Raw genomic sequence first — 17629 nt, forward strand, 5'->3', positions numbered from 1 at the left:
GAGACGCGAACTAGGAGACTGGTCTGATGCTGACCATCGGTGAGCTGGCGTCGTACGCCGGAGTGACGGTGCGCGCGGTGCGGCACTATCACGCCAAGGGGCTGCTGCCGGAGCCGGAGCGGGACCACTCCGGCTACCGGAGGTACGGCGCCGGCACCGTGGTCGAGCTGATCAAGATCCGGACCCTCGCCGAGGCCGGGGTCCCGCTGGCGCGGGTGCGGGAGCTGCTACAGGCTGACGAGGAGGAGTTCGCCGCGGCGGTCGCGGACATCGACAAGCGGCTGCGGGCGGAGATCCGGCAGCGGCAGCGGCACCGGGAGCGGATCGCCCGGCTCGCCGCCGGAGACAACCTGGCGCTGCCCCCGGAGGTGGTCGAGTTTCTCGACCGGCTGCGGGCGCTCGGGGTCGACGAGCGGATCGTCGAGGTCGAGCGCGACGGCTGGATCCCGCTGGCCGCGCACTCACCCGAGCGAGTCCCGGAGTGGATGGCACGCAAGCGGGAGCAGCTCGCCGACCCGCAGCTCATCGACTTCTATCTCACCCTGGGCCAGGCTCTCGACCGGACCGCCGACGACCCACGGCTGGTCGAGCTGGCCGACCAGCTGGCCGCCTACATCACCCGGATGGCCGACGAGCAGGGTGAGGACTACGTCGACGATGCCGACATCGAGCCACCGTTCGTCAAGCTGATGGACGCACTGGCGTTCGACACCGCGCCGCCCGCCCGCCGACTGATCGAGCTGCTGAAGAAGCGAGGCTGGACCGGCTGGACCAAGCTCGAGCGCGTGGACCCGACACGGCCGCGCCAGGAAGACACCGCGGCGCGGCGTTATCGGTGACGGCAGGCGGAGTCCTGCTGGACGAGGGCAGCGGGCGATCAGTCATCGCACCGCCGGTCCGGCGGTGTGCGTCGGTGGTGCTCACGCTGTCTCCTCCTCACGGGCGGTGTCGCTGACGGGGTTGACGGGCACGGTCGATGGGGTCCGCCTGGCCGGGACGATGACGAGCACGACGACGAGCAGCGCCATCGCGAGCAGGACGGTGGAGCCGGTGAGCGCGGCGCTCACGTGCGCGGTGACCGCGGCCGCCCCGGCCAGGGCACTGTCGAGTGGCCCGGTGTGCGCCGCGACGGCGACGAGAACCCCCAGCCCGAGGGCCATGCCCAACTGGTGCGCGGTGTTGACCAGGCCGGAGGCGGCGCCTGCGTCGGAGGCCGGGACGCGGGCGATCCCCGCGCTGGTCATCGGGGCGAACACGAGTCCCTGACCGGCACCGATGAACAGCATCGGCAGCGCGACCGCCCCGAGATAGGTGTCGCCGGGGTCCAGCCGGCTCAGCCAGGCCATCCCGGCGGCGGTGGCCGCGACCCCGGCCGTCAGCAGCACCGCGCCGGGCAGCCGGTCGGCCAGCCGCGGGATGGCCATCGCGACAGCGAAGTTGACCACGGTCATCGGCAGAAAGCCCAGACCGGCCTGCAGGGGGTTGAAGCCGAGCGCGTCCTGCAGGTACTGGGTGGTGAAGTAGAAGAACCCGATCATCGCGCCCATGTAGAGAACGCGCATGGCGTAGGCGCCGCTGCGCTCGCGGCTGCGGAACAGCCGCAGCGGCATGATCGGCTGGTCGGCCCGCGACTCGTGGACGACCAGGGCCACGAGCAGCACCACGCCTGCCACGAGCCCGGTCAGTACGGCCGGAGCCGCCCACCCGTACTCCGCGGCGGAGATGATCCCGAAGACGAGGGCGCCCATGCCGAGGGTCGCGTACAGGGCGCCGAGGGCGTCGAACCGGCCCGGGCGTCGCCCGGTCTCGGCAAGGACGCGCCGGGCGGCCACGATCATGGCGACGGCGATCGGGACGTTGACGAGGAAGGCGGCCCGCCAGGAGATCCAGGCGGCCAGGGCGCCGCCGACCAGCAGGCCGAGGCTGATGCCGATGCCGGCGGTGGCGCCGTACCAGGCGACCGCGCGGGCGCGCTCGCGGCCTTCGAAGTGCGCGGTGATCAGGGCCAGCGAGGTCGGGGCGACGATGGCGGCGCCGATGCCCTGCAGGGCGCGGGCGGCCACCAGCCACGCGCCGGTGGGCGCGAGCCCGATCAGCAGCGAGGCGGCGCCGAAGATCGCCAGCCCGGCGACGAACAGCCGTCGCCGGCCGAGGAGGTCACCGGCGCGGGCGCCGAGCAGCAGCAGACCGCCGAAGACGAGGGTGTAGGCGTCCTGCACCCAGGACAGGGTGCCTGGGCTCAGGTCCAGATCGGTGCGGATGCTCGGCAGCCCGGTGAAGATGACCGAGTTGTCGAGCAGGATCATGAAGTAGCCGATCAGGATGATCGCCAGGATCGCGGACGGGCGTGCCGCAGGCCGCTCCGCGGTGCCGCCGGCGCGGGTGGATCGCATGCTGCCCCTCGTGTGCGGAGTGAATGCTGCAGGTCAACGACGATCCCGGCGGCTGAGGGAGTGACGCTCGTTCGGGGTACCGGCGTCACCTCCTTGCCTGCCGTCACCTCGCCCGGCCTGGGGGTGTGGACCAGATCGACCACCCTGGTGAGGGCAGAGGTCAGGGGACGGTGAGAACGACTTCGTGGCGTCCGGTGCACTCGTGGACGGTGTGGGTGGCACCGTGTCCATGAGGGTCAGCCGGCGCGCCGGCGGGAGCCGTTGTACTGCTCGTCGGTGACCTGTTCCAGCCAGGTCGTCTCGGGCCGGTCGTCGCTCGGGCCCTCCCACAGCGCGAGGTGCTGCATGAAGCGGTCCGGCGTGGCGCCGTGCCAGTGCTCCTCGCCGGGCGGGCAGGTGACGGTCTGGCCGGGGTGAGCCTCGAAGATCGTGCCGTCGCGGGTGCCGACCAGGGCGATGCCGGCGATGACGTGCAGGGTCTGCCCGACGGCGTGGTGGTGCCAGGCGGTGCGGGCGCCCGGCGAGAAGCGCACCATGTTGGCCCGCAGCCGTGACGGCTCCTGCCCGGCGTGGATCCGGTCGAACCAGACGTCTCCGGTGAACCAGTCGGCCGGCCCCTTGCCGGTGGGCTGTGGTTTGACGAATTCCACGGTGTGCTCCTCGTGTAGTGCATCGGTCTCCACCCAGCGGTGTGGGCGGAGCCGACGGTTGGTGAGGTCCTGCCGGACGGCCCTGCCTGGGAGCTACCCACCTTCCGGTGGTCGCGGCAGGCAGCACTGGTGGTGTGAAGCGCCCTAGGCCAAATCCTTGCCGTCATCACGCCGGAACCCGCTCTGACATCGGGTGGCAGGGGTTTGCGGGCGGTCGGCAGCCACGCTCTGGGCCATGGCGGTCGAGAGCGTGGACGAGAGGGTAGCCCGCCAGGAGACGGTCAGGGCGCCGCCGGCCGCGCCCTGTACGCGCCCGTTCTGGCTGACCCGCGCCGACCGCCGAGGCGCAGCAGGCGGCCCCGGACCAGAACTGACCCACGCCTCCTGCCGCCCGGTCTGTGCGGCAGCGCGCTGTAACGGACCTGGCCCAGGCAGGCCGATCGATCGGTCACGGCACCGTCCGCGACACCGGCGAAGTCGCCGACCTCAAGGCACACCCGCAGACGTTCCGGGACCCGGCGAGGACCCGCGTTCGCGCCGGCGAGCGGTCAGGCGCGGCGCCACCAGGGTCTGCGTCGCTGGTAGCCGCCCTCATCCAGGTCGGCCAGCCACTCGAAGAGGTTCCACGACCCGTGGTGGCCGCAGATCACGAAGGAGATCACGACGGCGACGACGTAGAGCGGCAGCATCAGCACACCCACGCAGCAGGCGTACTGGGTGGCGTGCCTGGACTCGTGTCTGAGCAGGTCACCGGTGAGGAACCCGTCGTCGTATCGGGTCAGCACCACGTTCCCGAGGGTGAAGGCGCGCGCCACCGGGAACGGGATGCGGTAGCCGTACGCGAACAGCAGTCCCTCGGGGCCTCTGCTCACCCGGGCCCGCCCGAGCACCGCGACCAGGAGGCCGAGCGGTGTGGCGAGGTTGACGTAGTTGACCACCTGGCGGGTCCGTTGCCACCGCTTCATAATCGCGATTGTGGCCGCTGGCCGGCCCTACCGATAGGTGAACAGCCACGGCGGGCTGCGGAACAGCAGAATCAGCACCGCGACCAGCACCGCGACAAAACCGCCGTACAGGTAGACGTAGCCGGCCAGGTTCCCGGCGATCACGAGGTCGCCCTCGCCGCGCTGCCCGGAGAACACCATGGAGACGAGCATCCAGGTCACCGCGGGGACCAGCCCGCCGAGCACGCCGCGCATCAACCGGCCGAGGCCGTAGACGACGGCGAACAGCAGCACCAGCCACGCGATCGCGGCGGCCGGCACCTCGGTGCCGAGGTAGGCGGCGTGCTGGAAGCCGCCGACCACGCCCAGCACGACGCCGAGCACGACGAGCACGCCGTACGCCGCCCCGGTCAGCGCACGCGCGCCGCGTGGCGCGGGCGGCAGTTCGGTGACGGGAACCGTCTCCCCCATGACGTGCAAGGTTACTGGACCCCCGTGAACAGGTCGGTCTCCAGGTCGTGCGGCTCGCCGAGACCGCCCGCCTCGTAGGCCACTCCGGGACCGGCGGGACCGGGCGCTCCGGACCGCAGGATGAAGTGTTCCACGCCCAGGACCTCCTGCCCGACGTTGTTGGACAGCGCGAACCAGGGGGCGTGAACGGTGATCTGGGTGACGTGCGCCCGCATGGCGGCGATCTTGCTCGGCAGCTGCGGACGGGCGTCGATCTCCGTGGTGACGACCTTGTCGGGGCAGCCGAAGGACAGGTCGTCCGCCGCGAGAAAGCCGGTGCCGGCGTCACGCATCGCCTCGGCCGCGCGCTCCATCGCCGACCTGGGCGTCGCGGTGAAGTAGAACTTGGCGACCCGCCACGGCTCGCCGTCGCCGAAGCCGGGGTCGGCGGCCAGTTCGCAGGCCCGCCACGACACGCGGTACGCCTGGATGTGGTCGGGGTGCCCGTAGAACCCGTTCTCGTCATAGGTCACCAGGACCTGGGGCCGTACCTCGCGGATCACCTTGACCAGTTCGCCGGCCGCCTCGTCGAGGTCGGCCCGCCAGAACGCCCTCGGATGGTCGTTGGCGGCGACCCCCATCATCCCCGAGTCGCGCCAGCGCCCCGCGCCACCAAGGAAACGGTGGTCGGCGACGCCCAGGGCCGCGCACGCCGCGTCGAGCTCGCCGATCCGCCACCGCCCGAGCGCGTCGTCACGATCGGCGGCCAGGTGCGCCAGCTCCGGAGGGATGATCTCGCCCTCCTCGCCGAGCGTGCACGTCACCAGCGTGACCTGGGCCCCCTCGGCCGCGTATCTCGCCATGGCCGCCCCCGTGCCGATCGACTCGTCGTCGGGGTGGGCGTGCACCAGCAGCATGCGCCGATCATTCATCGTTTCTCCTTGAGCGTGGATACCTCCGCCTTCAGGCGGGGGAGGATACGCGGCACGGAGCCGTGGTGGATGCGAACAAACAAGCGACTCCGGGCTGATCGTCTCGGTAGCATCGGGGTGTGGCGCAGATCGTGAAGCGGGCCTACCGGTACCGCTTCTATCCGACCCCCGAGCAGGCTTCGCAGCTGGTGCGGACGTTCGGCTGCGTCCGCCTGGTCTACAACAAGGCGCTGGAGGAACGGACCCGCGCCCACACCCAGGAGAGCAAGGGGGTCTCCTACGCGGAGTCTTCGGCCGCGTTGACCGGTTGGAAGCGGAGCGAGGAGTTCGGTTTCCTGCGGGAGGTGTCGTGTGTCCCGTTGCAGCAGGCGTTGCGGCACTTGCAGACGGCGTTCGGCAACTTCTTCGCGAAACGGGCCAAATACCCGGTGTTCAAGTCGCGTCGCCGGTCGCGGTCCTCGGCGGAGTACACCCGCTCGGCGTTCACCTACCGCGACGGGCAGCTCACCCTGGCGAAGATGGACGCGCCGCTGAGCGTCGTGTGGTCGCGGCCGTTGCCGGTGGGGGCGGAGCCGTCCACGGTGACCGTGTCGAAGGACGCGGCCGGCCGCTGGTTCGTGTCCCTCCTGGTCCAGGAGGCCGTAGCGCCACTGCCCCCGGCGCAGGGCGCGGTGGGGGTGGACGCCGGGATCAGCGCGCTGGTCACGCTGTCCACCGGGGAGAAGGTTCCCAATCCGGGGTTTGAGCGTGCCGATCGGCGCAGGCTGGCCCGGGCGCAGCGGGCGCTGGCCCGTAAGGCGAAAGGGTCGGCGAACCGGGGGAAGGCCAGGCTGGTGGTGGCCCGGGTGCATGCGCGGATCGCCGATCGTCGTCGGGATCATCTGCACAAGGTGAGTACTCGTCTCGTCCGTGAGAACCAAACGGTCGTGATCGAGGATCTGGCGGTGCGGAACATGGTGAAGAACCACCAGCTGGCTCGCGCGATCTCGGATGCGGGCTGGCGGGAGTTGCGGTCGATGCTGGAGTACAAGGCGTCGTGGTACGGGCGGGAGTTGAAGGTCCTCGACCGCTGGTTCCCGTCCTCCAAGCTGTGCGGTGTGTGTGGTGTCATCCGGGAGTCGCTGCCGTTGCATGTCCGGGTCTGGGAGTGCGGCTGCGGCGCCTCCCATGATCGGGATGTGAACGCGGCGAAGAACATCCTCGCCGCTGGGCTGGCGGAGAGGTGAAACGCCTGTGGAGCCGACGTAAGACCTCAAGGAGCGGGTTCCCTCTCTGGCGGGCGGTTGGCGGTGAAGCAGGAAACCCCACGGGCGACCGTGGGAATCCCCCTCGTTCACCGTTCACGAGGGGGAGGATGTCAAGTTTCAGAGACTATTACCCGCCGCCGATCGGCTGGCAGGATGGAGGTTCATGAGCGAGAGTTTCCCACGACTGCACGCCAGGACCCGACGCTTCTCCCTGGGGGTGCCGCGCGGCTTCACCATCGCCCCCGACGGCGACCGGATCGTCTTCCTCCGTTCCAGGAGCGGCACCGACGCGGTGACCTGCCTGTGGGAGCTCGACGTGGCGGCCGGGGCCGAACGTCTGGTTCTCGACCCGGCCACGCTCGGCGCCGGCGAGGAGAACCTGCCGCCCGAGGAGCGGGCCAGGCGGGAGCGCGGGCGCGAGCATGCGGGCGGCGTCGTCGCCTACACCACCGACAGGGCGGTCACCGTCGCGGCCTTCGCACTGTCGGGCGCCCTCCACCTGACCGACCTGGCAGCGGGAACCACCCGGCTGGTCGTCACCCCCGGCTCGGTCATCGACCCCCGCCTCTCCCCCGACGGCCGGCACGTCGCCTACGTCAGCGGCGGCGCCCTGCACGTCCTCCCAACCGGAACCACGACCACGACCACGACAGGCGCCTCTACCGGCACCGCGACTGGCCCGTCTTCAGGCACCGCGACCGCGACCTCCGGCACCGCGACCGAGAGCGCCACCGGCACCGCGGGCCAGGCCGCCACGACGGGCCCGGCGGCCGGAGCCGGCCTGCCGGCCCCGGCCGGTGACGGGCTGGTGCTCGCCTCGCCCGAGTCGGAGACGGTGACGTACGGCCTGGCCGAGTTCATCGCCGCCGAGGAGATGGACCGGATGCGCGGCTTCTGGTGGTCGCCGTCGGGCGACTCGCTGCTCGTCGCCCGGGTGGACGAGGCGCCGGTCCAGACCTGGCACATCGCCGACCCCGCCAACCCCGACCGTCCCGCCGCCGAGCAGCGTTATCCCGCGGCAGGCACCGCCAACGCGGACGTCGAGCTCTTCGTCATCGGCCTCGACGGGACGAAGGTCCCGGTGCCCTTCGAGCAGGAGTATCTCGTCACCGCCGCCTGGGACGAGCACGGCCTCTCCATCGTCACGCTCTCCCGCGACCAGCGGTCGATGCGGCTGTTCTCCGTCGATCCCGCCACCGGCGCGTCCGGCCTCGTCCGCGAGGACACCGACCCGGCCTGGGTCGACGTCGTCTCCGGGGTGCCCGCCCACCTGTCCGACGGCACGCTGGTGTGGGTGGCCGACTCGGACGGCGGCAAGCGCCTGGTGATCGGCGACCAGCCGGTCACCCCGCCCTCGCTCCAGGTGCGCGGAGTCACCTGCGTCGACGGCGACACCGTGCTGTTCCGGGCGAGCGGCGAGCCGAGCGAGATCGCGGTCTGGGCCTACCACGACGGCACCCTCACCCTGGTCAGCCCGCGGGAGAGCGGTGTCTACAACGGCCAGGCCAGGGGCGGCACGCTGGTGCTCACCGGCCAGACCCTCGACAGCGACGGCCAGGTGACCCGGATCTACCAGCACGGCGCGCCGCGCGGCCACATCACCTCGAACGCCGAACGTCCCGGCCTCGACCTGCGGGTCTCCCTGATCCGCACCGGCGAACGCGCCCTGTCCACGGCCGTCCTGCTCCCGTCCTGGCACCAGCCCGGCGCGGCTCCCCTCCCCGTCCTGATGGACCCGTACGGCGGGCCGCACGCCCAGCGGGTGCTGGCGGCCGGCGGGCCGTACCTGACCAGCCAGTGGTTCGCCGAGCAGGGCTTCGCGGTGGTCGTCGCCGACGGCCGCGGCACCCCCGGCCGGGGCCCCGGGTTCGAGCGGGAGGTGCTGCACGACCTGGCGGCTCCGGTGCTGGAGGACCAGGTGGACGCGCTGCTGGGCGCGGCCGCGCAGTATCCGGACGATCTCGACCTGTCCCGGGTGGGCATCCGCGGCTGGTCCTTCGGCGGCTACCTCGCCGCGCTCGCCGTACTCCGCAGGCCCGACGTGTTCCACGCGGCGGTGGCGGGGGCGCCGGTGACCGACTGGCTGCTCTACGACACCTGCTACACCGAGCGCTACCTGGGTCACCCGGAGACCGACGCCGGGCCGTACGACCGGTCGGGGCTGTTCGCCGACGCGGGCAAGCTGGACCGGCCGCTGCTGCTGATCCACGGCCTGGCCGACGACAACGTGGTCGCCGCGCACACGCTCAGGCTCTCCTCGGCCCTGCTGGCCGCCGGCCGCCCGCACAGCGTGCTGCCGCTGTCCGGCGTCACCCACATGACCCCCCAGGAGACCGTCGCGGAGAACCTGCTGCTCCTCCAGGTGGAGTTCCTCAAGAAGTCCCTCGGCTAGCCGCTGTTGAGAAGCCCCCTGGAAAGCGCGCGGGGGACGCGCCTCCAGGGGGCGGCCTCCCGTGACGGGGGATCACGGGACGGCCCGCCGACCCGCACGGACGGGGGACCATGCGGGGCGACGCCCTCCCCTGCGGATCACGCGGGGAGCCCTTCCCCTGAGCCAAGGCCCGGGGACCTGAGGGCGAGAAGCCGGGCCGGCCGCCGAGATGGGCCCGGCGGCAACTGATCGACGGCATACGGTGGCGGACCCGGACTGGGACGCCGTGAGTTCGGGTGGCCCGTAGACTCGACGGCTGTGGCGGACACCCAGTACGAAGACCTGTTGCGACTGGCACTCGCCTCCGGGACGGCCAAAGCCGATCGGACGGGCACTGGCACCCGAAGTATCTTCGGGCACCAACTGCGCTACGACCTCTCGCAGGGGTTCCCGCTGGTCACCACCAAAAAGGTGCACCTCAGGTCCATCGTGTACGAGCTGCTGTGGTTCCTGCGCGGCGACTCGAACATCGGCTGGTTGCAGGAACACGGTGTCACCATCTGGGACGAGTGGGCCGACGCGAACGGCGAACTCGGCCCGGTGTACGGCGTCCAGTGGCGCTCCTGGCCCACCCCGGACGGCAGGCACATCGACCAGATCAGCGAGGTCCTCGCCACTTTGCGCAGTGAGCCGGACTCCCGCCGGATGGTGGTATCCGCCTGGAACGTCGCCGAGCTGGCCGAGATGGCGCTCGCGCCCTGTCACGCCTTCTTCCAGTTCTACGTCGCCGACGGCGAACTCTCCTGCCAGCTGTACCAGCGCAGCGCGGACCTGTTCCTCGGTGTCCCGTTCAACATCGCCGGCTACGCCCTCCTCACGCACTTGGTGGCGCAGCAGGTCGGCCTCAAGCCGGGCAGCTTCATCTGGACCGGCGGCGACTGCCACATCTACGACAACCACGTCGAGCAGGTGACCGAGCAGCTGTCACGTATTCCGTTCGATTTCCCCGAACTGCATCTGCGCAAAGCCGACTCTCTTTTCGACTACGCCTACTCCGACGTGGAAGTGCTCGGATACCGGCACCACCCAGCCATCAAAGCCCCGGTCGCGGTGTGAACGTCGGGCTGATCTGGGCGCAGACCCTCGATGGCGTGATCGGCGCGGACAACGCGATTCCGTGGCGAGTGCCTGAGGACCTGGCTCATTTCAAGGCGACCACCCTCGGCCATCCCGTGGTGATGGGGCGCAAAACTTGGGATTCGCTGCCTCCGAGATTCCGTCCGCTATCCGGCAGGCGCAACATCGTGGTGACTCGCGACCCACAGTGGGTGGCCGAAGGTGCGGAGCGCGCCGGGTCCATCGTCAAGGCGCTGGAACTCGCAGCCGAGCCACTGGAGCCGGCCGCCCCTGCCATGGCATGGGTGATCGGCGGCGGTGAGATTTACCGTGCCGCTCTGGGATACGCCACGACGCTCTCGGTGACTGAAGTCGACGCAACGGTGAACGGCGACATCTACGCCCCGATCCCGGGACCGATGTGGAAAGTCGCCGAGGACAACGGCTGGCAGTCCTCGACGTCCGGGCTGCGCTACCGCATCCGCAGATACAGCCGTTGATTGCCAACCCACAGCTCTGATCCGCTTCCGAAACAGGCCCTCGGCGCGGGCCTTCAGCGGCGTATCGGAATCCGGCGGCACGGTGAATCACCACCGGAGGAGGGCGATGATTTCACCTGCCGGTCAGAGGGGAGCGCCGCCGAAGCTGATCTCGTTCCCGTCAGGATCGTGGTACGTGGCCTTGCGCACGCCGTTCGAGTAGGTCTCCTGTTTCGCCGGTGTCAGTCCCCGATCGGCGATCTGCGCCACACGCGTGTCGAAGTCGGCAACGAAGATCGTGTTCATGGCGTGGCCGGCACGCTCGGGCAGCAGCTCGATGTACACGTACCGATGCTCCGCGAGCTCCCACACGGCCTCCGTGTCGTTCGGAAAGAACGTCGGCGGACCCCCCAGCAGCTGGTCGTACCACTTCAGCGCTGCCACGTAGTCGGTGACCGGGATTCCTGCGAACAAGTCGAGAGCCATGCCGCAATCATATGGACATCCTGGGCCTCCCACGCCGTCGCATACACCCGGATCAGCCATCGAATAACAGCTGCCGCACCAGCCGCTCGCCGAGATTCCTTTGGTTGGCCACTGGAATTTCATGGCCATAATTTCTCCGCACAAAATGGTGTTGCGGATGACCAATGCCTTTCGATCGCGTGCATTACCTGGGCATCAGCGACATTCATCCGTCCATCGATGGACAGTAGTCGGTTTCGTGCTCACACTTCGAGATGGCTGCGAGGTGATCCCCTTCACCACGATCCGGAGGACTCATGAACGGACTGATCCGTAGATCGAGACTGGCCAGAGTGTTGGTTTCGCTGCTCTCCATCACCGTCATTTCGGTGGGAGCCGTGACGACCACGGCCACCGAGGCACAGGCGGGCATCGTCGAACGCGTCGACAGCCTCGAGGGCAGTACGCCTTGGACCAGATGGGAGGGCGGCGGCGACGGCGACGGGATCGCCGGCTACGACATCAACGGCACCGGAGCGCGGTCGGGGGTGAACAACGGCTGGCTCCACGTCGGCAACGGCTGGGCCGCCAACCGGCTTCGGATCACCTTGGACGGCGGCCTGGTCAACCGCTACAACTGCAACGTGGGCGTGTGGTTCAACGTCCTTAATTCCGGCGCGGCCGTCGGCCTGCAAGTGTGGAATCCGAATGGATGGCACATCATCGCCGAGACCTACCCGTGGGTGGCCGGGGGCGGCTACCGGCAGGTGTCCATCAGCGGGTTGAACCTGCAAAGTTACTCCGGTGACATCTACCTCCAGGTCATCTACGGCAACAGCAACGGCATCAAGACATGGGTGCGTTTCGACGACATGGCAATTCAGTGCCGGACACCCAACTAAACTGCGCCGATTTGTGGATGCCATGGCATCTCCCACCTCGGCGAGCTTGCTCCAGCTGGTTTTCGAGCGCATGCCCTGAATTCTGGTGACCCGCGAAACGACCACTGTCGCCGTCTGCTCGGGCGTCATTCCCGTGCCGTCGACGGCGACAGCCGTTTGGCCGGCGACGATCACAGGGCCGGCAGCGTCGATCCTGGAATGCCAGGATCGACGTTCGAAGATCCGGAAAGCCGGCCCTGCTTTCGGGTGTGGTCGACGCCGTGCCAGGAGTCCCAGAGGGCGGCGTAGGAGCCGCCTTCGGCGACGAGCTCGTCGTGGGAGCCCAGTTCGCTGATCCGGCCGTCCTCGACGACGGCCACGCGGTCGGCGTCGTGGGCGGTGTAGAGACGGTGCGCGATGGCGATCACGGTGCGGCCCTGGAGGACGGCCGCCAGCGAGCGTTCCAGGTGCCTGGCGGCTCTGGGGTCGATCAGCGAGGTCGCCTCGTCGAGGACCAGCGTGTGCGGGTCGGCCAGCACCAGCCTGGCCAGCGCGAGCTGCTGGGCCTGCGCGGGCGAGACGGCCAGGCCGCCGGAGCCCACCATGGTGGCGAGCCCGTCGGGCAGCGCGGCGATCCACTCCGAGGCGTCCACCGCGTCGAGGGCGTCGCGGACCTGGGCGTCGCCGGAGTCGGGCCTGGCGATCAGCACGTTGTCGCGGATGGTGCCGCGGAAGACGTGGTGCTCCTGGGTGACCAGCGCCACCTGGCCGCGCAGTTCGTCCAGCGGCAGCTCCACGAGCGGCACGCCGCCGACCGTCACCGAGCCGGTCCGCGGGCCGTGGATGCCGGCCAGCAGCCTGCCGAGGGTGGACTTGCCCGCGCCCGAGGGGCCGACCATCGCCAGGCGCTCGCCCGGCGCGACGGTCAGCGACACCCCGTGCAGCACGTCGTGCCCCTCCCGGTAGGCGTAGCGCACGTCGTCGGCGGCCAGCTCGTCGCCGCCCGGCCTGGCGTTCAGCGCGGCCCGGTCGTCGGGCACGTTGGCCACACCGAGCAGCCTGGACATCGCCGCCCCGCCGACCTGGAGCTCGTCGATCCAGCTCAGCAGCCGGTCGAGGGGGTCGATGAGCTGCTGCACGTAGAGCGTGGCCGCGGTCACCTGAGCCAGCGAGACCCAGTCCTCCAGGTAGAACAGGCCGCCGATGAGCACCGTCGAGACGACGGGGATCACGTAGCCGAGCTCCACCGAGGGGAACCACACCGTGCGCAGCCCCAGCGTGTATCTCTCGGCGTGCCACGAGGTGGTGATGTCCTTGTCGGTCCGCGCGTGCCGCCTGGCCTGCAGGCCCAGCGCCTCGATGGTCCGCGCACCCTCCACGGTCTCGGCCAGGCCCTCGGTCATGTCGGCGTACGCCGCGTTCTCCCGCAGGTAGCCGTCGCGCGCCCGCTTGAGGTACCACCGGGTGGAGATCCACAGCAGCGGGACCGCGACCAGCGCGGGCAGCGCGAGCAGCGGCCCCACCAGGATCACCGCCCCGACCACGAACACGGCGGTGACCGTCGCGATGAGCGTCTCGGGTACGGCGTGCCGTACGGTCCGCGACAGCGCGTCCACGTCGCGGGACGTCCGGGTGATCAGGTCGCCGGAGCCGGCCCGCTCCACGGTGGAGAGCGGCAGGGCGAGCACCTGGTCGACGAAGTCCTCCCGCAGCTCGGCGAGGACCTTCTCGCCGAGCGCCGAGGAGGCGTAGACGGCGAACCTGATCAGTACGGCCTGCACGGCCAGGAAACCGCCGATCGCCAGCGACAGCCTGGCGATGTCGACCGGGTCGCCCGCCTGCACGCCCTCGACCAGTTCGCCGAGGAGTCTCGGCGCGGCCAGCCCGGCCACCGCGGCGAGCCCGTGCAGCCCCAGGGCAAGGCTCAGCTGCCGCGGATACTTCAACGTCAGCCGCCGGGCGTAGGCACGCACCTGCGCCCGGTCGGCGACGGGCAGGATCTGCCGTGTCATCAGTCTTCCCCCCGGGTGACGGTCGCCCGGTAGCCGGGCTCGGCGGCGAGCAGTTCCCGGTGCGCGCCCTCCGCCCGGACCGTGCCGTCCGCCACGTAGATCACGTGTTCGGTCCGGTCGAGCACCAGCGGGCTGGTGGTCACGACCAGCGTCGTACGGCCGGCCCGCGCCTTGGACAGCCGGTCGGCGATGCGCGCCTCGCTGTGCGCGTCGACGGCACTGGTCGGCTCGATCAGGATCAGCACCTCCGCGTCGGTGAGCAACGCCCTGGCCAGGCGGAGCCGCTGCTGCTGGCCGCCGGAGAACTCCCGGCCCGACTCGGCGACCTCTCCGTCGAGGCGGTCGGGGAGCGCTTCGACGATGTCCTCGGCGCACGCGTCGTGCAGCGCCTGCCGTACCTGCTCGTCCGTCGCCCGGCCGGTGACGTCCAGCTCCTCGCGGAGGCGGCCGGCGAACAGCTTGGCCGCGTTGTCGGCTACCACGATGCGGCGGCGCACCTCGGCGATCGGCAGTTCGGCCAGGAGCGTGTCTCCGAAGGTCACCGCGCCGTCGGTGTAGCGGCCGAGCCGGTCGGCGATCGCGATGCCGTCGTCGGGCGTGCCCGCCGCGATCGCGGTGAAGACGCCCGGCCGTACGGTCACCCCGGAGATCGGGTCCACGAGCGGGCCGCCCGCGGCGGTCGCGGCGCCGCCGGTCACCTCGGGCTCAAGGGTCAGGATGCGCACGACCCGGCGGGCGGCGACGTGGCCCTTGGTCAGCTTGTCGGCCATCTCGGTCAGCGTGCGGAGCGGGGCGATCAGGAAGACCGCGTAGCCGTAGAAGGCGACGAGTTCGCCGGCGGTGATCGTGCCCTGGGTGTAGAACGTCGCGCCGAGCCAGGTCACGCCCGCGATCAGCAGGCCGGGCAGCAGGATCTGGGCGCCTTCGAGCATCGACTCGACCGACGCGACCCGGACGCCCGCGTGCCGTACCCTCTGCGACTCCTCGCGGTAACGGTCGGCGAAGACCTCCTCGCCGCCGATGCCGCGGAGCACCCGCAGGCCGGAGACGATGTCGGCGGCCCGGGTCGCGAGGTCGCCCTGCAGGTCACGCTGGGCGTGCTGGCGGCGGTGCATCGGCCGGAGCAGCGGGCTGACGGCGACCACCATCACGGGCACGCCGATCAGCACCATCAGGCCGAGCGGGAGCGACGTGCTGAGCAGGATGACGGTGACCGTGCCGATCGCGACGAGCGCGCCGATGCCGCGGAGCAGGATGTCCATCGAGTTGCCGATGTGCGCGATGTCGGAGTTGCCGATGCTGATCACTTCGCCGGTGGACATCCGCTTGGGCAGGGTCGCGCCGAGCCGGGTGGCCTGCCGCGCGGTCACCTGGACGGTGCGGTAGGCGGCGGCCAGCCAGTTGAAGACCGCGAACCGGTGCCGCATGATCCCGCCGAACGCCTGCAGGATGCCCAGCCCGAGCAGCGCCGCCGCCCAGGTGACGAGGTCGGCCGCGGATCTGGCGGTGAGCGAGTCGATGGCCCGCCCGACGACGGCAGGTACCAGTGCCTGCCCGAGCCACCACAGGGTGGCGAAGGCGACACCCCCGGCCAGTGGCACCGCCTGGTTGCGGGCCACCCACAGCAGATAGCGGACGGGCCCACGGGCGTCGGGAGTGCCGGGGTCGGCGACTGGTAAGGATCTCATGGCCGTCCAAGCCTGACAAGATCCCGCTGACCAGGCAAACCATTTTCTGCGTCAACCAGAGTTGACACGAGCCATGGTGTCAACCTACATTGACGGCTATGAGCGATACGGCGCAACTGGCCTCCGACGCCGGCAGCCGGGACCCAGCCGTCGGCCTGCGGGCCGTACGAGCGCTCCGGGTCCTGGTGGAGCGGCTGGAGACGCTGCAGGTGGGCAACGCCCGCGAGCAAGGCTGGACCTGGCAGGACATCGCGGTTCAGCTCGGCGTCACCAGGCAGGCCGTCCACAAGAAGTACGCGACCGGCCGTGGGCTGCTACGGAGGAAGGACTGACATGTTCGAACGATTCACCCACGCGGCCCGCCAGGTGGTCACCCAGGCGCAGGCGGAGGCCAGGCTCCTGAACCACCGGCACATCGGCACCGAGCACCTGCTGCTCGCCCTGCTCAGCGAGGCGGACCAGCCCCCCGCCCGGCTCCTCAACGAGCACGGCCTCACCCACGAAGGGGCGACCGCCTGCGTCAAGCGCTACGTCGGCACCGACGAACTCGACGCCGACGCCCTCGACTCGATCGGCATCGACCTGGCCGCCGTCCGCGAGAAGATCGAGCAGACCTTCGGCACGGGCGCCCTGGACGGCCCGCGCGGCCCCAAATCCGTCACCGGCCACATCCCCTTCGACCCACGGGCCAAGAAGGCCCTCGAACTCTCCCTCCGCGAAGCCCTCGCCCTCAAGCACAAGCACATCGCCGACGGCCACATCCTGCTCGGCCTCCTCCGCGAGGGCCAAGGGCTGGCCTCCAAGATCCTCAGCGAGTCCGGCATCGACCCCGCCGACCTCCGCACCCGCCTCAAGCCGCACCTCGCCGACCGCGGGTAGTGCCTGCTTTCTCCCGATTGATCCAAAGGGCGCCCTGCTCGTCTAGCATCGATGACTTCGGTCATCAACGGCAGCGTTACTCGCTCCAAGGAGTTCACCCGACTATGTCCGCCACAGAAAACCGCCCCTCGGACGAGCAGGACCCCAACCACGCGGCACCCTGGTGGACGGGAACGAGCGTGAAGGGCGGCATCGTCCTCGCCGTCCTCGGCCTGGCCGCGACCGCCTGGCTCTTCCTCGACCTGCCCGGCACCCCCGACAATCTCACAAGCAGCTACGCCGGAGCCGCCAAAGTGGTCGCGATGGGCCTGATCGTGGGAGGCACCCTCCTGGTCGCCCGCCACCGTGCCAGGAAGACCACCCCACCTGACAAAACCGACGACCTCGGCTGACCTCCCCGCGAGCGACCAGCGACAGCGGGGCATGCAGGCGTGTCGCCCCTTGGGTAATGTTTCGCCGCTTGTCCTCTACGAGGCGATCGGCTACTCGAAGAGGGACGTGTCCCCGGCGCCTCTGCGGAGGATCTCGGGTTCGTCCTGGGAGAAGTCGATGACCGTCGTGGGTACGTCGCCGCACTCGCCGACGTCGATCACGGCGTCCAGCACGTAGTCGAGTCTTTCCTTGATCTCCCAGCCCTGGGTCAGGGGTTCGTCCTCGTCGGGCAGGAGCAGGGTGCTCGACAGCAACGGTTCACCGAGTTCGGTCAGCAACGCCTGCACGACGGCGTGATCGGGGATCCGAACACCGACGGTCTTCTTCTTGGGGTGCAGCAGCCGGCGCGGCACCTCCTTCGTCGCCGGCAGGATGAAGGTGTAGCTGCCGGGAGTCGCCGCCTTGATCGAGCGGAACAGCGCATTGCTGACGTGGACGAACTGGCCGAGCTGCGCGAAATCTTTGCACACCAGAGTGAAGTGGTGGCCGGCGTCGAGACGGCGGATCTCCCTGATCCGGTCGATGCCCTTCTGATTGCCCAGCTGGCACCCCAGTGCGAAACACGAGTCCGTCGGGTACGCGATCAGGCCGTCCGCACGTATGAGGTCCACCACCTGGCTGATGGCACGGGGTTGCGGGTCGTTCGGATGCACGTCGAAGTACTTAGCCATGCATGCGAGCTTAGAAGCG

17 protein-coding genes and 1 pseudogene are annotated in these 17629 nt (G+C 70.1%); 9 read left to right on the forward strand and 9 right to left on the reverse strand.

The features are described 5' to 3' along the window. Nucleotides 1-26 precede the first annotated feature (26 nt). Nucleotides 27-839: a MerR family transcriptional regulator gene (locus MBA17_RS25950; protein WP_238499188.1), complete on the forward strand. Its 813-nt coding sequence runs from the start codon at nt 27-29 to the stop codon at nt 837-839. Nucleotides 840-920: 81 nt separating this feature from the next. Here MBA17_RS25950 and MBA17_RS25955 read toward each other — a convergent pair whose 3' ends face one another. The 5 genes from MBA17_RS25955 to mshB form a co-directional block, all read right to left on the reverse strand. After that, entirely contained in the window at nt 921-2393 is a 1473-nt protein-coding gene (locus MBA17_RS25955) for an MFS transporter (RefSeq protein ID WP_238499189.1), read from the reverse strand. Nucleotides 2394-2629: 236 nt separating this feature from the next. Next, nucleotides 2630-3043, reverse strand: coding sequence for a (R)-mandelonitrile lyase (locus tag MBA17_RS25960; protein ID WP_238499190.1), 414 nt, complete (start codon nt 3041-3043; stop codon nt 2630-2632). A 548-nt stretch (nt 3044-3591) separates the two neighbouring features. Beyond that, complete coding sequence (locus MBA17_RS25965; RefSeq protein WP_238499191.1) at nt 3592-4008, reverse strand: hypothetical protein; 417 nt, start codon at nt 4006-4008, stop codon at nt 3592-3594. 27 nt (nt 4009-4035) lie between these two features. Beyond that, nucleotides 4036-4458: a DUF6113 family protein gene (locus tag MBA17_RS25970; protein WP_238499192.1), complete on the reverse strand. Its 423-nt coding sequence runs from the start codon at nt 4456-4458 to the stop codon at nt 4036-4038. 11 nt (nt 4459-4469) lie between these two features. Then, the gene (gene mshB, locus MBA17_RS25975; RefSeq protein WP_238499193.1) at nt 4470-5369 is read right to left on the reverse strand and encodes an N-acetyl-1-D-myo-inositol-2-amino-2-deoxy-alpha-D-glucopyranoside deacetylase; all 900 of its coding nucleotides are present in this window, start codon (nt 5367-5369) and stop codon (nt 4470-4472) included. 119 nt (nt 5370-5488) lie between these two features. Between mshB and MBA17_RS25980 the strand changes: the two are divergent. The 4 genes and pseudogenes from MBA17_RS25980 to MBA17_RS25995 form a co-directional block, all read left to right on the forward strand. Next, nucleotides 5489-6685 (forward strand): annotated as a pseudogene (locus MBA17_RS25980) (RNA-guided endonuclease InsQ/TnpB family protein); the annotation flags it as partial. Nucleotides 6686-6779: 94 nt separating this feature from the next. Continuing rightward, on the forward strand, nt 6780-9008 hold the full coding sequence (locus MBA17_RS25985) for a S9 family peptidase (protein WP_238499194.1): 2229 nt from the start codon (nt 6780-6782) through the stop codon (nt 9006-9008). Between the two features lie 297 nt (nt 9009-9305). Next, nucleotides 9306-10103 carry a thymidylate synthase gene (locus tag MBA17_RS25990; protein ID WP_238499195.1) on the forward strand — a complete coding sequence of 266 codons (798 nt, stop codon included), beginning with the start codon at nt 9306-9308 and terminating at the stop codon, nt 10101-10103. Beyond that, a complete protein-coding gene (locus MBA17_RS25995; protein WP_238499196.1) occupies nt 10100-10603 on the forward strand; it encodes a dihydrofolate reductase in 504 nt (167 codons plus the stop codon). The genes MBA17_RS25990 and MBA17_RS25995 overlap by 4 nt, the downstream gene beginning before the upstream one ends. A gap of 123 nt (nt 10604-10726) precedes the next feature. Here the strand turns inward: MBA17_RS25995 and MBA17_RS26000 are convergent, their stop codons facing one another. Then, nucleotides 10727-11068, reverse strand: a complete 342-nt coding sequence (locus tag MBA17_RS26000) for a VOC family protein (RefSeq protein WP_238499197.1) — start codon at nt 11066-11068, stop codon at nt 10727-10729. Between the two features lie 332 nt (nt 11069-11400). Here MBA17_RS26000 and MBA17_RS26005 point away from each other — a divergent pair, with 332 nt between their 5' ends. Further along, nucleotides 11401-11949: a hypothetical protein gene (locus MBA17_RS26005; protein ID WP_238499198.1), complete on the forward strand. Its 549-nt coding sequence runs from the start codon at nt 11401-11403 to the stop codon at nt 11947-11949. A 170-nt stretch (nt 11950-12119) separates the two neighbouring features. Here the strand turns inward: MBA17_RS26005 and MBA17_RS26010 are convergent, their stop codons facing one another. Both MBA17_RS26010 and MBA17_RS26015 read right to left on the reverse strand, forming a co-directional pair. After that, entirely contained in the window at nt 12120-13940 is a 1821-nt protein-coding gene (locus tag MBA17_RS26010; protein ID WP_238499199.1) for an ABC transporter ATP-binding protein, read from the reverse strand. Then, on the reverse strand, nt 13940-15628 hold the full coding sequence (locus MBA17_RS26015) for an ABC transporter ATP-binding protein (RefSeq protein ID WP_238499200.1): 1689 nt from the start codon (nt 15626-15628) through the stop codon (nt 13940-13942). Before MBA17_RS26015 ends, MBA17_RS26010 begins: the two co-directional genes overlap by 1 nt. A 98-nt stretch (nt 15629-15726) precedes the next feature. Here MBA17_RS26015 and MBA17_RS26020 point away from each other — a divergent pair, with 98 nt between their 5' ends. The 3 genes from MBA17_RS26020 (at nt 15727) to MBA17_RS26030 (ending at nt 16899) form a co-directional block, all read left to right on the forward strand. Next, complete coding sequence (locus tag MBA17_RS26020; RefSeq protein WP_238499201.1) at nt 15727-15960, forward strand: RNA polymerase subunit sigma-70; 234 nt, start codon at nt 15727-15729, stop codon at nt 15958-15960. Between the two features lies 1 nt (nt 15961). Next, nucleotides 15962-16507, forward strand: coding sequence for a Clp protease N-terminal domain-containing protein (locus MBA17_RS26025; protein ID WP_238499202.1), 546 nt, complete (start codon nt 15962-15964; stop codon nt 16505-16507). Between the two features lie 104 nt (nt 16508-16611). Further along, nucleotides 16612-16899, forward strand: coding sequence for a hypothetical protein (locus MBA17_RS26030; RefSeq protein ID WP_238499203.1), 288 nt, complete (start codon nt 16612-16614; stop codon nt 16897-16899). A 90-nt stretch (nt 16900-16989) separates the two neighbouring features. Here the strand turns inward: MBA17_RS26030 and MBA17_RS26035 are convergent, their stop codons facing one another. Next, nucleotides 16990-17610: an L-threonylcarbamoyladenylate synthase gene (locus MBA17_RS26035; RefSeq protein ID WP_238499204.1), complete on the reverse strand. Its 621-nt coding sequence runs from the start codon at nt 17608-17610 to the stop codon at nt 16990-16992. Nucleotides 17611-17629: the final 19 nt, after the last annotated feature.

Origin of the sequence: Dolomitihabitans soli (assembly GCF_022213955.1) — a bacterium.
Classification (GTDB): Bacteria; Actinomycetota; Actinomycetes; order Streptosporangiales; family Streptosporangiaceae; genus Streptosporangium_A; species Streptosporangium_A soli.

Excerpts from the sequence above, each read along its gene's own strand:
- MBA17_RS25950 (WP_238499188.1), top strand. The coding sequence starts at position 27 with ATGCTGACCATCGGTGAGCTGGCGTCGTACGCCGGAGTGACGGTGCGC.
- MBA17_RS25955 (WP_238499189.1), bottom strand. The coding sequence starts at position 2,393 with ATGCGATCCACCCGCGCCGGCGGCACCGCGGAGCGGCCTGCGGCACGC.
- MBA17_RS25965 (WP_238499191.1), bottom strand. The coding sequence starts at position 4,008 with ATGAAGCGGTGGCAACGGACCCGCCAGGTGGTCAACTACGTCAACCTC.
- MBA17_RS25970 (WP_238499192.1), bottom strand. The coding sequence starts at position 4,458 with ATGGGGGAGACGGTTCCCGTCACCGAACTGCCGCCCGCGCCACGCGGC.
- mshB (WP_238499193.1), bottom strand. The coding sequence starts at position 5,369 with ATGAATGATCGGCGCATGCTGCTGGTGCACGCCCACCCCGACGACGAG.
- MBA17_RS25985 (WP_238499194.1), top strand. The coding sequence starts at position 6,780 with ATGAGCGAGAGTTTCCCACGACTGCACGCCAGGACCCGACGCTTCTCC.
- MBA17_RS26000 (WP_238499197.1), bottom strand. The coding sequence starts at position 11,068 with ATGGCTCTCGACTTGTTCGCAGGAATCCCGGTCACCGACTACGTGGCA.
- MBA17_RS26010 (WP_238499199.1), bottom strand. The coding sequence starts at position 13,940 with ATGACACGGCAGATCCTGCCCGTCGCCGACCGGGCGCAGGTGCGTGCC.
- MBA17_RS26015 (WP_238499200.1), bottom strand. The coding sequence starts at position 15,628 with ATGAGATCCTTACCAGTCGCCGACCCCGGCACTCCCGACGCCCGTGGG.
- MBA17_RS26020 (WP_238499201.1), top strand. The coding sequence starts at position 15,727 with ATGAGCGATACGGCGCAACTGGCCTCCGACGCCGGCAGCCGGGACCCA.
- MBA17_RS26025 (WP_238499202.1), top strand. The coding sequence starts at position 15,962 with ATGTTCGAACGATTCACCCACGCGGCCCGCCAGGTGGTCACCCAGGCG.
- MBA17_RS26030 (WP_238499203.1), top strand. The coding sequence starts at position 16,612 with ATGTCCGCCACAGAAAACCGCCCCTCGGACGAGCAGGACCCCAACCAC.
- MBA17_RS26035 (WP_238499204.1), bottom strand. The coding sequence starts at position 17,610 with ATGGCTAAGTACTTCGACGTGCATCCGAACGACCCGCAACCCCGTGCC.